13 protein-coding genes are annotated in these 13,405 nt (G+C 47.7%); 7 read left to right on the top strand and 6 right to left on the bottom strand.

The genetic code is table 11. The annotated features are described in order from the left end of the window. Positions 1-84: 84 nt before the first annotated feature. Positions 85-528 carry a nuclear transport factor 2 family protein gene (locus BST96_RS16880; RefSeq protein WP_085759823.1) on the top strand — a complete coding sequence of 148 codons (444 nt, stop codon included), beginning with the start codon at positions 85-87 and terminating at the stop codon, positions 526-528. Between the two features lie 69 nt (positions 529-597). Next, the gene (locus BST96_RS16875; protein ID WP_085759822.1) at positions 598-1,740 is read left to right on the top strand and encodes a serine hydrolase domain-containing protein; all 1,143 of its coding nucleotides are present in this window, start codon (positions 598-600) and stop codon (positions 1,738-1,740) included. A 16-nt stretch (positions 1,741-1,756) separates the two neighbouring features. Here the strand turns inward: BST96_RS16875 and BST96_RS16870 are convergent, their stop codons facing one another. The 5 genes from BST96_RS16870 to BST96_RS16850 all read right to left on the bottom strand — a co-directional run bounded on the left by BST96_RS16870 (position 1,757) and on the right by BST96_RS16850 (position 5,522). After that, positions 1,757-2,359 carry a PEP-CTERM sorting domain-containing protein gene (locus tag BST96_RS16870; protein WP_085759821.1) on the bottom strand — a complete coding sequence of 201 codons (603 nt, stop codon included), beginning with the start codon at positions 2,357-2,359 and terminating at the stop codon, positions 1,757-1,759. 196 nt (positions 2,360-2,555) lie between these two features. Then, positions 2,556-2,933, bottom strand: a complete 378-nt coding sequence (locus tag BST96_RS16865) for a hypothetical protein (protein ID WP_085759820.1) — start codon at positions 2,931-2,933, stop codon at positions 2,556-2,558. A 32-nt stretch (positions 2,934-2,965) separates the two neighbouring features. After that, positions 2,966-3,715 (bottom strand): enoyl-CoA hydratase, encoded by a 750-nt coding sequence (locus BST96_RS16860; protein ID WP_085759819.1) that lies wholly within the window; start codon positions 3,713-3,715, stop codon positions 2,966-2,968. Between the two features lie 36 nt (positions 3,716-3,751). Continuing rightward, positions 3,752-4,498 carry an SDR family NAD(P)-dependent oxidoreductase gene (locus BST96_RS16855; protein WP_085759818.1) on the bottom strand — a complete coding sequence of 249 codons (747 nt, stop codon included), beginning with the start codon at positions 4,496-4,498 and terminating at the stop codon, positions 3,752-3,754. A 7-nt stretch (positions 4,499-4,505) separates the two neighbouring features. Continuing rightward, complete coding sequence (locus BST96_RS16850; protein WP_085759817.1) at positions 4,506-5,522, bottom strand: NADP-dependent oxidoreductase; 1,017 nt, start codon at positions 5,520-5,522, stop codon at positions 4,506-4,508. A gap of 178 nt (positions 5,523-5,700) precedes the next feature. On the opposite strand from BST96_RS16850, the gene BST96_RS16845 reads away from it, so the two are divergent. The 5 genes from BST96_RS16845 to BST96_RS16825 all read left to right on the top strand — a co-directional run bounded on the left by BST96_RS16845 (position 5,701) and on the right by BST96_RS16825 (position 12,757). Beyond that, complete coding sequence (locus BST96_RS16845) at positions 5,701-6,045, top strand: putative quinol monooxygenase (protein ID WP_085760574.1); 345 nt, start codon at positions 5,701-5,703, stop codon at positions 6,043-6,045. Between the two features lie 109 nt (positions 6,046-6,154). Continuing rightward, positions 6,155-8,320: a molybdopterin-containing oxidoreductase family protein gene (locus BST96_RS16840; RefSeq protein ID WP_085759816.1), complete on the top strand. Its 2,166-nt coding sequence runs from the start codon at positions 6,155-6,157 to the stop codon at positions 8,318-8,320. Positions 8,321-8,446: 126 nt separating this feature from the next. Continuing rightward, positions 8,447-9,433, top strand: a complete 987-nt coding sequence (locus BST96_RS16835) for a TIGR03621 family F420-dependent LLM class oxidoreductase (RefSeq protein WP_085759815.1) — start codon at positions 8,447-8,449, stop codon at positions 9,431-9,433. Between the two features lie 34 nt (positions 9,434-9,467). Then, on the top strand, positions 9,468-10,934 hold the full coding sequence (locus tag BST96_RS16830) for an NAD-dependent succinate-semialdehyde dehydrogenase (RefSeq protein ID WP_085759814.1): 1,467 nt from the start codon (positions 9,468-9,470) through the stop codon (positions 10,932-10,934). A 224-nt stretch (positions 10,935-11,158) separates the two neighbouring features. Then, complete coding sequence (locus BST96_RS16825) at positions 11,159-12,757, top strand: PAS domain-containing hybrid sensor histidine kinase/response regulator (protein ID WP_085759813.1); 1,599 nt, start codon at positions 11,159-11,161, stop codon at positions 12,755-12,757. Positions 12,758-12,835: 78 nt separating this feature from the next. On the opposite strand, the gene BST96_RS16820 is transcribed toward BST96_RS16825, so the two are convergent. After that, a complete protein-coding gene (locus tag BST96_RS16820) occupies positions 12,836-13,399 on the bottom strand; it encodes a pyridoxamine 5'-phosphate oxidase family protein (RefSeq protein WP_085759812.1) in 564 nt (187 codons plus the stop codon). Positions 13,400-13,405: the final 6 nt, after the last annotated feature.

The raw sequence follows: 13,405 nt of genomic DNA, 5'->3' as shown, positions 1-13,405 counted from the left end.
CTGTTAAAAACAGTCTTGTCTGTTTCTTTTTTGCCGGACTCGAGATACAGTAGGAAAAAATACCAATCTAAAGGATAGATACTCATGAACACTACTGCCACTAACAACCTGGAAGATGAGATTGCCCTTAGAAACCTTATGGGTAAATACACCGACGCAGTCAACCGCTATGATGCTGACAGCTGGATTTCCACCTGGGCCGAAGGCGCCAGCTGGAACCTGCTGGGTACCCCGGTAGAAGGAAAGGACAATATTCTTGGCCTCTGGCAACAAATGATGGGCGGTTTTGATTTTGCCCTGATGATGCCGAATTCCTGCCTGTTCGAGGTCGATGGTGATAACGCCAGCGGCCACTGGTATTTACATGAATATACCCGTGATAAAGAGGGTAATACCATGACCATACTAAGCCGCTACGAAGATACCTATATAAAGGAAGCTGGAGAATGGCTATTTAAGAGCCGTAATTACAGCTTTATTTATCATGGCGGCCCCGATCTTAGCGGTACCTATACCCCCATTGCCTAGCGATAGCTGCTAAAGGATACGGTGGACCAATAGCCACAGATCAACGATCAATAATAAAAAGGGGTTGCCATGAGCACCTTAAACCAATCAAGACTGGAACTGCTAAGCCACAGCATTCAACAGGATATTACCGCCGGCAGCTATCATGGTGCGGTAATCCTGGTAGCCCATCAAGGCAAAATCTGCCTGCATCAGGCGCTGGGCCATAGCGACCTTGCCAATCAACGTGCCACGCAAACGGATGATGTGTTTCATCTGATGTCGATTACCAAGCAGCTCACTACCACGATTGTATTGGCAGCGATCGAACAGGGAAAATTCTCCCTGAATACCCGGGTAGCGGAAGTGATCCCGGAATTTGGCGCCAAGGGTAAGCAAAATATTACCGTCTACCACCTACTAACCCATACTAGCGGGATGAACCCCGAATTACCCCTGTCCTTAGAGCCAGGCAGCCATATTCATATTGATAAACTGGTAGCCGCGGTCAGTGATGAGCGCCTGTTTCGTCGCCCGGGGCAAACCGTGACCTATAACCCCTATGCTGCCCACTCTGTTCTGGCGGAAATGGTCTGTCGTCTGGATGAGGCAAAGCGTCCTTTTCGGCAAATTTTAGAAGAAGACTTATTTAAACCCCTGGGCATGAAGAGCACCTCCCTCTCCCTAAGGGAGGATCTGGTATCTCGACGGGTACCGATCGTCGCAGCCTTTAATAACGATAGCCTATTCGACCCGGAAGCGTTTAACACCATGAATTTACTGGCAACAGACGATGCTGAGTTTGCCGCCGCCGGAGCTATGGGCACCGCAAGGGATCTGTTTTGCTTTACTGAAATGCTGCGCTTAAAAGGCAGCTATGAAGGCTCGGATATTTTATCTCCAGCCATGGTGGAAAACGCTGTACGCAATCATACCGGCGATGCCCCCAATGATATCTTTGACTACACCCGTGAAATGCATACCTGGCCTGATTGGCCAGCCTATATTGGCCTAACGTTTTTTCTAAGGGGAGAAGGTACTTTTCCCTGTTATATGGGCACCAATACCTCCCCTACCACATTTTGCGGAGAAGGCGCAGGCTCAACCCTGTTTTGGGTCGACCCGGAACGGGAACTCACCTTTATTTGCCTGACCGCAGGGATTATGGATGAAACTGAGAATATGCTGAGGTTTCAGCGACTGTCCGATATGGTGGTAGCAGCCGCCGAATAATCGAATACAGGGCCTGTTATTGGCGGCGAAGGCCAAGCATAGCCAGACCAAGGCTTAAGAGTAGAAGCGAACCTGGCTCAGGCACTGAGACAGCCTGCTGCTCACGAGAGATTTGCAGCGTGTAGTCTGTTCCTGACGGCATAACACTGTCTTCAAACTGCGACACTTTCAGAGTGGCGGTGCCGGTATAATCAAACTCAAAAGCCAGTAGAGAGTCAAACAGGTCCGGCCCTTCGTCATCACTAAAGCCGATCAGACCGTTGCTACCATCAAATAAACGAATAAAGGTATCGACATCGGTATCACTGTCATCACACTCGGTGGTCTCGCAGCCATAATCAATATCAAAAATAAATTGCTGGCCGGCAGCTACCGAGAAGGTGAAATAATCATAGCTGGAAGTTGTGTCAGGCCCCGCTTCAATGGAAACCCACTCCCACCCTGCTACACCGGCATTTTCAACATCAGCATTGGCACCGGTAGAAAATGACCCCTCAACATATTGCGCGGTGGCAAAGCTGTCATTGGCTTCAATTTCTGTAATAACCGTGGCGTTTGCCGCCGACATGGCTAACAAGAGGGATACACTGGTGACTGCACCGGCGAGGATATTTTTCATAGCTTTACCTTCAACTATAACTGCATCAATGGGTGTTAAAACAACTGACGTGATAGATTGCAATTGTTATACCAACCAAAAATATCCTTTATTTATCAGAAGTTTAGGAATTTTATTGCCAATCAAAAAAGCGTGATATGTAAGCCTTATCGACAGTTTCAACCGCAAAACTATAAAACCCGGATTAGGGCTAGTCCTAGCCATCCTGATCAGGGTCCCAGGCTAAAGCCTCGCCAATGGAGGGGAATAGTTTAATTTTCCAACTGCCATCACCAAAGGCCGCCTTGTATTGCGCTGTATTTTGAATAATAGACGGGTGCTCAGTCACCACCGCCATATGAGCATCCGGCGCGTATCGGGCGGCATCATGATCAATAAAGCCAAAGATTTTTAAATCGGTGGTACTGGCATTGATACTCGTTATTGCCGAGCAATTGGAAATTCGCTTGCTAACCTTCTTAAAACGAAGGTCATTATTGACCTCCCTACCGTGATCCCTGATTTCCTGGACTGTCACATCACCGTAAAAGTCCGCTATCACTGTTTGGTCCAACCAAGTGATTTTGTATGGCACAACCTTCCTCCTCTCCGGTTGCCGGCATGGTATTAGCCGGTATTTTTTTCCGCCTCTTGCTCGGCAGCATAATCCCTAAAAGCCTGGATACTGGCAGTACGCTCCAATCTCAGCCCATCTTCAATCGGGCTCATCCAACCCACATCAATCAGGGTTTTGATAGCCACTTGAGAGCCGTGGTCACAACCGGCAATATCACGACCTAATTGCATCGCTGTTGAGAGCAAATCCTCATGCTTAACCACATGATTAACCAAGCCCCACTCATAAGCTTGTTGTGCACCGACTTTATTGCCGGTCAAACTCATTTCTTTAGCCCGCATTGGGCCAATAATTCTAGGCAAGCGCTGGGTAATGCCCCAGGCGGGTATCACACCCACTTTCGCATGGGTATCGGCAAACACCGCCTTTTCTGAGGCAATAATGATGTCGCATAACAGCGCAATTTCAAAACCTCCGGTTATTGCATAGCCATTAACCGCTGCAATGACCGGGATACCAATTTCACTTAAGGCATCTAACAAGTCGCTGCCAATCACTCCACTCTCCGCCACATTAGTACGGGCACTTTGCAATTCAGGCAGGTCAAGGCCGGCACAAAATGCCTTGCCTTCACCGGTTAAAACAATGGCCCGAATATCTGCATTGGTTTTGATACTTAACAGCGCTTCGGCAAATTCTTTACGCATGGCCGTCGACAATGCATTCATCGCATCGGCACGGTTTAGGGTAATGGTTGCCACCGGGGCATCTATTTCAACTTTTACTAAAGATTCACTCACAATTAATACACTCTTATAATAATTATAAACTACGGTTTACGCAGAAATTAACGCACCACCATCGACGACCAAACCATGACCACTGATAAATGCCGCATCATCCGAGGCTAAAAACAATATTGCTTTGGCAATATCATCAGGCTGACCCAATCGACCCAAGGCCGATTTATTTTCCCAAAACGCTTTAAACTCAGGGTTAGTCGCAAATACATCACGGGATATTCCCGTTACGATAGCACCCGGCAAAAGATAGTTAACGGTAATACCAAATTCGCCCCACTCCAACGCCATGGATTTACTTAAACCGGCCACCGCATGTTTAGATGCGGTATAAATACCCATGCCATTATTGGCAACCACAGAGGATAATGAAGCGGTATTAATCACTCTACCAGCAGCACTTAATTTTAGTAGCGGCAAACAGGCTCTACTTAACTTGTGAATGGCTGCGACGTTAATATCAAAGGTATTTTTCCAAGCCTCATCGTTATCATCATCCAATGGGCCAAAAGGTGATATGCCAGCATTATTAATTAAAATATCCAAGCCACCAAAACGCGCTGTCACTTCAGCCAGAACATTTTGGCTGGCATCTTCCGCCGTCATATCCTGGTGCAGTGGAATCACGCTATCATAATCTGCCAGTACGCTGGACAAGGATGACGATGGCAAATCAACCGCGATTACCTTTGCGCCTTGAGTGGCAAAAAACGTCGCCGTCGCCAAACCGATACCGTCAGCGGCGCCGGTTACAACAACATATTTTCCGTCAAAGCGATTCATCAGCGGTTTATTCTTCCGGGATACGAACCATTAATTTACCCTGGTTACTGCCATCAAACAGTTTTAAAAACGCCGGTAAAATATTATCCAGACCGTCAACAATATCTTCTTTAAATTGAATCTGGCCAGACATGACCCATTCCGCCAACTGACCAATCGCTTCAGGGAAACGATCCATATAATCGATAACCACAAAACCCTGAATCGTCACACTCTCGGCAACCAATTGCCAAAGGTTTTTCGGGCCGGGTGCATCGGCATCGTTATAGGTTGAAATCCAACCGCAAACCGCAACACGGGCAAATTTATTCAGACATAGCAGCGCAGCATCCAGAATCTCACCACCGACATTATCGAAGTAAACATCAACACCATCAGGGCAGGCTTTGCGAATCGCATCGCCGTAATCACCACAGGTTTTATAGTTAATCACCTCATCAAAACCCAAATCGTCTTTTAGCCAGGCACATTTATCATCAGAACCGGCCATACCGACAACACGGCAGCCTTTAATTTTGGCAATTTGCCCTACAACTGAGCCAACAGCACCAGCGGCGGCACTCACTAAGACAGTCTCACCCGCTTTTGGCTTACCCACATCGAGGATACCAAAAAACGCAGTTAAACCGGTGGGGCCCAATACGCTCAAAAAGTTACTCAGAGGCAGGCCAGCACTTTCATCCAGCTTATTCATCGCAACGGCGGGGCCGGTGGTATAAGCCTCCCAGGCACCTAAACTCATGACCGCATCGCCAACGGCCAATTCCGGGCTATTGCTCTTGACTACACGACCGATAACCGAGCTGCGGACCGCGTCATTAATGGCTATAGGCTCAATATAGTTAGGGTCATCACCCATCCAACCACGGATCGCAGGGTCCAGTGAGATAAACATATTCTTGATCACCGCCATGCCTTCAGCCGGCTCTGCAACGGGCACATCGCGGGCCGGAACGTCCTCTGAAGTCGGTACGCTTGCAGGGCGTTGAGCCAAGTAATACTGGCGATTGATTAAATCTGTCATGAAATATACTGCCTATATAAAAAGGTTGTTGTTTTGTGCCAAGATGCCACTCAATAACGCCAACATAGCGGTTTATAAAAAATCAGTCAACCCTGATTGTTTTATAGATTTTTATCTGGTACCTTTTGGGTCAAATTTCAATAATGAAATACCCCCTATTTTCCGCAGGATTAACACCATGACAGTACTGATTAATGGCTGTGTTGAATTAGCCGCTGAACACCGTGATAAAGCACTGGCCGAATCCGCGGATCTGGTCGCTGAAACCCGCACCCAGAAAGGCTGCAAGCACTATGTCTGGTCCGCTGATCCGACCTCTGACACCCGCGTATATGTGTATGAAAACTGGGAGTCTTCGGAAGATTTAGCCGCTCATTTGGCCGGTCCCTACTATGCCAATATGCTGGCATTGCTTGGAGGCTACGGTGTATACAATACGGAAGTCTCCAAATTCCGGATTGATCTGGAAGAGCCGGTCTATGACCCAGAGGGTGTACCCAGAGCCGACTTTTTCACCGGCTAATCGATTACGTCATTCCCGCGAAGGCGGGAATCACGGTGCCCGCAGCCTGCCCTCGAGAACTTGAGTCAGGGACGGGAATGACATGAACTACTAAGAAAAAGAGATACCCATGCCTAGCAAGACTGTAAAAACCTATTGCCGCTACTGCCACGCAAACTGCCCAATGGAAATCGAGGTAGAGGACAATAAGCTAATCTCGCTAAAACCGGATGTCGATAATGAGATTTTTGGCGGCTATACCTGCCTGAAAGGCCGACAGATGCCAGAGCAGCTGTATCTGCCTGAGCGTATTCTCACCTCCCTTAGAAAGAACGAAGATGGCAGCCATACCGATATTGGTAGCCAGCAAGCGCTGGATGAAATTGCGGACAAGCTAAAAGCCATTAAAGAAAAGTACGGCCCAAGAGCCATTGCCAGTTATAACGGCACCGTATCGTTTCAAAACTCAGCCACCCACCCGGTTGCCAAGTCCTGGCATGTGGAGCTGGATTCACCGTCTTACTACACTAGTATCACCATTGACCAACCCGCCAAGGTGGGTATTGGTCAAGCACGTATGGGCTTTTGGGCAGCAGGCCAACATACTTGGCAAGATTCCAATGTTGCACTGATTATTGGCAATAACACATTGGTATCACACTACTCTATTCCCGGCGGTATTCCTTCATTCAGCCCTAGTAATGCGTTGCGTGAAGGTAAAAAACGCGGCCTTAAAATTATTGCCGTTGATCCGCGTAAATCTGAAGTAGCCTCACGTGCTGACCTGCATCTACAAATTAAACCAGGGCAGGATGCCGTATTACTAGCCGGTTTAATTCATATTATTCTCGATGAAGAGCTACACGATAAAGCCTTCTGTGATGAACATATCGAGAACCTCGATACCTTTAAAGACAATATCAGTCAGTTCACGCCAGACTACGTGGCCGAACGTACCGAACTGGCTAAAGACGATATTATCGAGGCCGCCAGACTCTTTGCCGCAGGCCCTAAAGGTTGCGCCACCACCGGTACCGGACCCGAAATGGGCCCCTACCCCAACCTGATTCAACATCTAACACAAACCATTAACGCCATTTGTGGCCGCCATTATCGCGCGGGTGAAAAACTTCCTAACGCTGGCGTACTATCGCCACTGGTGCCCCGCCCTGCGCAAGCAGTACCACCTACACCGGAATGGCTAACAGGTATTCGCAGCCGCGTATCCGATGACATTGGGGAAGTCACCGTATTAACCGCCAATGGCCCGGTTAAAGAAATGCCCACAGCCATTCTCGCCGATGAAATCTTGATGGAAGGCGAAGGCCAGATCAAAGCCTTAATCTGTGTTGGTGGCAACCCGCTACTGGCATGGCCCGGTCAGGACAAAGCCTATGAAGCTTTAAAAAATCTCGACCTGCTGGTGTGTATTGATTACAAAATGTCAGCCACCTGCGAAATGGCGGATTATGTGATTGGCTCCAAGCTATGCCTTGAGCGTGATGACTTAACCGTACTCACCGATATCTGGTACGAAAAACCCTATAGCCATTACGCCAAAACCGTAATCGAAGCAGAAGGCGATGTGATTGAAGAATGGGAACTGTTCTGGGAACTGGGCAAACGTCTGGGCCTAAATCTAAACATTCGCGAGCAACCACTGGATATGGTTAACAAACCCTCCAAGTACGATGTACTGGAAAAAATGACCATCAACTCCAGAGTACCTCTGGCCGATATTTATAAAAACGATGGCGGCAAAGTTTACGATGTGCCTGATGTGATTGTGGCAGAAGCTGACCCAGCCACTAAGGGCCGTATGGACCTAATGCCTGAAGGCATTACCGATGAAATTGCCGGCACCATCAAAGATGCCGACAGCAGCCTGAAAGCCAAAACCGACTTCCCGTATATTTTGATTAGCCGTCGAATGAAAAACACCTTTAACTCGACCGGCCCAGAACTAAGCTTCCTCGCCAAAAAAGGCACTACCAACCCGGCTTATATCAACCCTGAAGATTTGGCGGAACTCAATATTGCCGATGGTGATGTAATTTCCATTACGTCTGATCGCGGCCAGATTCCAGCGGTTGCACAAAGCAGCCCGGATATTAAACGCGGCGTAGTCTCAATGGCTCATTGCTGGGGCGGCGCACCTGGTGAAAGAAGCGATGATAAAGTGCGGGAAATTGGTGCTAACACCAACCGCCTGATCAATAACCTGGACCACGCGTCAAAATACTCAGGTATGGCGCGTCAAAGCTCCATTCCAGTACAACTGACTAAAGCAGGCTAAGCCCCTGCCCGTCATTGCTGCCGCACATTGTAGGGTGGATTATAATCCACCAATCCCAGCACGGAGCAATCATAACTGGTGGATTACAATCCACCCTACAGGCTAATAACTAAAATAGGAAAAACCATGAGTCATAAACCTTTTCGCTTTTCGTTACAGAGCTTTAATACGGATTCACCAAAGAACTGGCGTAACCTGATTGCAAAAACAGAAGACCTGGGTTATTCGACCTTCTTTTTAGCGGACCACTTTTTAAGTGAAGGCCCAGCACTAGATACCACTGGCCACCCACCACAAATGTTAGCCGCAACACCAGCAATCGCAATGGCGCTTGAACAAACCACCACATTGCGGGTCGGTTGCCGGGTATTTTGTAACGACTACCGCCACGCCATCACTTTAATCAAAGAAGCTGCCACCATGGACTACCTTTCTGGCGGACGCTATGAATTCGGTTTAGGCGCAGGCTGGATTAAAGCCGAGTACGAAGCCGTAGGCCTGTCCTTTGATGAATTCCCTGAGCGCTTTGCCCGCTTTGCTGAAACGGTAGAGGCTTATAAAGCCTTTATGTCCGGCGAACTGATTGAACTCAACGGCGAATCCCTACAATGGTCTGGCTTTAAAGGCATCCCCAGCACCCCACAGCAGCCCCACCCACCCATTATGATTGGCGGCGGCAGTAAAAAAATCCTGACCTACGCTGGCGAACAGGCCGATATCGTCAGCCTGAACTTTAATAACCGCGCCGGCACCATCGGTCTCGACGGCATGAACTCCGGCATGGCTGAACAAACCGCCAAAAAGGTCAACTGGATCAAAAACGGAGCCGGTGACCGCTTTAAAGATATAGAACTTGAAATTGGCGCCTATACGACTATAGTGACCGACCATGCCGCCCCAACCGCTGCCGCCATCGGTGAACAGCTGGGTATGAGTGCAGAGGATGTACTACAACATCCCCACTGCCTGATTGGCAGCATTGATTACATCTGCGACGAATTGATACGCCGCCGCGAACAATACGGCATTTCTTATGTCGCCGTATTAGATGACGGCACCAATAATATGGTCGATGAATTTGCCCCTGTAGTGGCAAGACTGGCCGGAAAGTAATTGAGACAACCTTTAAACCTGAGGAAACACGTTAATGTTAAATCTTAAAGACAACACACTGCTGCGCTCACAGCTATTTATTGATGGCGCATGGGTAGATGCCGATAACGGTGCAGTGATGCCCGTTTTAAACCCAGCCACCAAAGAAAAAATCATTGATATCCCTAACGCCGGTGCTGCCGAAACTCGCCGCGCGATCGAAGCTGCGGATGTAGCTTTCCAAAGCTGGAAAAATATCGTCGCCAAAGAACGTTCTGCTATTTTAAAGCGCTGGTTTGCTTTAATGATGGAACACCAGGAAGACCTGGCTCAACTGATGACCGCCGAACAGGGTAAGCCTCTGGCTGAATCTCGCGGTGAAGTTGGCTACGGTGCTTCTTTTGTTGAATGGTTTGCTGAAGAAGGTCGTCGCGTATACGGTGACACTATTGAGTCTAACAACCCAACTCAGCGCATCGTAACCTTAAAGCAACCTGTAGGCGTTGTAGCAGCGATTACGCCCTGGAACTTCCCTATTGCAATGATCACTCGCAAAGTAGCTCCAGCGTTAGCCGCGGGCTGTACCATTGTTCTAAAGCCTGCCACTGAGACCCCCTTGTGTGCTTTGGCACTAGCTGACCTTGCAGAACGTGCTGGCGTACCTAAAGGCGTGTTCAGCGTTGTTGCAGGTAACAAGGCTCGCGATATCGGCGGCGAAATGACAGGCAGCAGCATTGTTCGCAAGTTAACCTTCACCGGTTCTACTGAAATCGGTAAAGTGCTAATGAAGCAGTGTGCTGACACCGTTAAGAAAACCTCAATGGAATTAGGCGGCAACGCTCCATTTATAGTTTTTGATGATGCCGACCTGGATGAAGCTGTGATTGGTGCCATGGCGTCAAAATACCGCAACGCGGGTCAAACCTGTGTTTGTGCTAACCGGATTCTGGTACAAGAATCTGTTTTCGACGCTTTCACCGAAAAATTGGTAGCTGCCGTTAACGCTCTTAAAGTTGGCAACGGTGCTGACGAAGGCGTAACCATCGGACCACTTATCAACGACGACGCTTTCACCAAAGTTAGCGCCATCGTAGACCAAGCCACTAGCAATGGCGCAAAAGTATTGGTTGGCGGTAAAGGTACTGATGCCGAAGGTGAAAATTTCTATCACCCAACAGTATTAGTCGATGTTGATGACACCATGGACGTTTATAACGAAGAGATCTTTGGCCCTATTGCGCCAATCTTTAAGTTTAAAACCGAAGAAGAAGCCATCCGCATTGGTAACGATACACCCTTTGGTCTTTCTGCTTATTTCTACTCCAGAGATATCGGCCGTATCTGGCGCGTTAGTGAAGGCCTGGACTACGGTATCGTGGGCGTTAACGAAGGTATTATTTCTACGGAAGTTGCTCCCTTCGGTGGCGTAAAAGAATCCGGCATTGGCCGTGAAGGTTCCAAATACGGTATCGATGATTATCTGGAAGTTAAATACTTAAATATGGGCGGCATTCACAAATAAGCCACTTATAACAGTTCCAACAGGAGGTTTACCCTCTTTGCTTATGCCCCTGCTTGCAGGGGCTTTTTTTTATCTGGCATTGTCTAAAGGCACCAATAAGCTGTGAGTTTGAAATAACTTAAACGGATAGTAGAATGAATTTTGCTGTAAATTCAAAGCAGAATGACAGGATTAGACATATACTGCAAAAGCGGCTCCATTAAAAACAGCATAAGGTCCCTCGCATGAGCTACAGGAAGATGTTCAATGTTATTCAGACCTTGGCCAAGGTCGGTGGTTGGGAAATTGACTTAAAACAAGACACCTTATACTGGACCGATGAGACCTATCGTATTCACGATTTATCGCCAGAAGATTATACCCCTCAAATTAAAACTGCCATTCATTTCTATAAACCGGAATACTGGACATTAATCACCAACGCCATCAACAAAGCTATTTCGACCGGCGAAGGCTATGATTTGGAACTGGAAATGATCACGCCAGCCAAGCGCCATATCTGGGCTCATGTTTATGCCATCACAGAAATGGAAAATGGCAAGGTGGTTAAAGTGATCGGCGCATTACAGGATATTACCGCACGCAAGCAAGCTGAAATACAACTGGCCTCCTTAAATGCAGAACTGGAAAGCCGCGTCGAAGAGCGCACCAGCCAATTAAAATCCTCCCATGACGCCTTGCTACTGGCGCAGAAAACCACCGAAGAAGCCATGCATAGCCGGGAGCGGTTTCTGGCCAGTATTAGCCATGAAATCAGAACACCGATGAATGGCATTATCGGTATGGTCGAGCTAATGAAAAACGAATCATTAAGCGAGCAGCAACAAGAGTATCTAAAAATAATTCAACGCTCAGGCAATACGCTACTTACAGTGATTAACGATGTTCTGATCCACTCAAAGCTAAATGCAGAGCAGCTAATATTGGAGGAAAACCCTTTTAATCTGGCCACATTAATTTATGAAACCGTCGAGCCTTTTCGCTCCAATATCAATGATGCTATCTCTCTGACGTTATCGATGGACCCAGAGCTGAAAAACCAACAGTTTATTGGTGATGAAAGCCGCTTGCATCAAATACTCACCAACCTGCTGAATAATGCCTGTAAGTTTACCGAGCAAGGTTTTATTAATATTGATGTAGAAAATGTTTCTCATATTAGTGGTAACACGCTTATTCGTATCAATATCAGCGACAGTGGTATTGGTATAGAAGAGTCTCTGCAACCCAGGTTATTCCAACCCTTTACCCAAGCCGATCAAACCAATACCCGCAAATACGGCGGAACCGGTCTTGGTCTGGCTATTTGCAAGCAACTCCTGCAATTAATGAATGGCTCCATCCATTTGCACAGCGAACATGGCAAGGGCTCTACCTTTAGTCTGGAATTTTCACTGGCAACCAGCCAGGGTCACGACCGCAGCGAACCCAGCACCCACTACGATTTTGAAAACCTGGTTATTTTATTGGCCGAAGACAATCTGGTTAATCAGAAAGTGGCGGTTAAACTGCTTGAAAGCCTGGGCTGTCTGGTCAGCCTTGCTGCAAACGGCACAGAAGCGGTCTCCATGGCCTGCAATAGTAGCTATGACCTAATATTAATGGACTGTGAAATGCCGCTGATGGATGGCTATGAAGCGACCCGGCGCATTCGTCAATGGGAACAACAAAACAACCATCACCCTACCCCTATCTATGCTTTATCGGCCCATACGCTGAGTGAACAGGTTAGCCAATGCGCTTCCGCCGGTATGGATGGGCATATTGCCAAGCCGATTGTACTCGAAAACCTGAAGCGATTAATTCACAAAGCAACAGCTTGATAATCCATTGACCGACAGCAAAAAAGGCCCAGCATAGTGCCGAGCCTTTTTAACTTTACTGCAGTATTTCAAACGTCCTTACTTAGCCTTTTTAGCATCTTCTTCTGCAAATTTAGCATAAGCCTGAGCAGTACCCGCCGCCATTTTATCGCCATCAAAAGGAATCGACATTTCCGGAGTAAACTCTAAAACAATACGCTCCGGAGTATCTAAAAAGCGTCGGAACATATCGGGGTCAATACCTGAGGTAAAGGCATTTTTTTCATCGTTATGTCCGGATGCACCCATACCGCCGGCAAAAATCTTATAAAACCACTGCTTGGTTTCATCATCATCATGAATCACTGTATGGCCCTTAAAGGTAACGGTTTTACCGCCGCCCATAGGAGTGCCGGTGCTGGTTAGTACCACCGAAGAACGACCATCGCGAGCAATCGCTTTAATACGTACGCGCTCACGGGTGGCTGTCATCCAGATTTTTCCATCAACATGGACAAAGGCCGTGGTCACACCGATGGGGTGACCTGCTTTATTAGCCCAAATAAAAGTACACTCACCAGCGGTATTTAACAGCTCTTCTACACGCTCAGGGTCCAGTCGATAATTTTTTACATCATCATAATTTGTCGCTTGTTCAGTCATGCTAGT

Source organism: Oceanicoccus sagamiensis, from assembly GCF_002117105.1.
Taxonomy (GTDB): domain Bacteria; phylum Pseudomonadota; class Gammaproteobacteria; order Pseudomonadales; family Dasaniaceae; genus Oceanicoccus; species Oceanicoccus sagamiensis.
Note: the sequence above shows the minus strand (reverse complement) of the source record. Positions and strands in the feature narration are given on the sequence as shown.

Excerpts from the sequence above, each read along its gene's own strand:
- BST96_RS16880 (WP_085759823.1), top strand. The coding sequence starts at position 85 with ATGAACACTACTGCCACTAACAACCTGGAAGATGAGATTGCCCTTAGA.
- BST96_RS16875 (WP_085759822.1), top strand. The coding sequence starts at position 598 with ATGAGCACCTTAAACCAATCAAGACTGGAACTGCTAAGCCACAGCATT.
- BST96_RS16870 (WP_085759821.1), bottom strand. The coding sequence starts at position 2,359 with ATGAAAAATATCCTCGCCGGTGCAGTCACCAGTGTATCCCTCTTGTTA.
- BST96_RS16855 (WP_085759818.1), bottom strand. The coding sequence starts at position 4,498 with ATGAATCGCTTTGACGGAAAATATGTTGTTGTAACCGGCGCCGCTGAC.
- BST96_RS16850 (WP_085759817.1), bottom strand. The coding sequence starts at position 5,522 with ATGACAGATTTAATCAATCGCCAGTATTACTTGGCTCAACGCCCTGCA.
- BST96_RS16845 (WP_085760574.1), top strand. The coding sequence starts at position 5,701 with ATGACAGTACTGATTAATGGCTGTGTTGAATTAGCCGCTGAACACCGT.
- BST96_RS16840 (WP_085759816.1), top strand. The coding sequence starts at position 6,155 with ATGCCTAGCAAGACTGTAAAAACCTATTGCCGCTACTGCCACGCAAAC.
- BST96_RS16835 (WP_085759815.1), top strand. The coding sequence starts at position 8,447 with ATGAGTCATAAACCTTTTCGCTTTTCGTTACAGAGCTTTAATACGGAT.
- BST96_RS16830 (WP_085759814.1), top strand. The coding sequence starts at position 9,468 with ATGTTAAATCTTAAAGACAACACACTGCTGCGCTCACAGCTATTTATT.
- BST96_RS16825 (WP_085759813.1), top strand. The coding sequence starts at position 11,159 with ATGAGCTACAGGAAGATGTTCAATGTTATTCAGACCTTGGCCAAGGTC.
- BST96_RS16820 (WP_085759812.1), bottom strand. The coding sequence starts at position 13,399 with ATGACTGAACAAGCGACAAATTATGATGATGTAAAAAATTATCGACTG.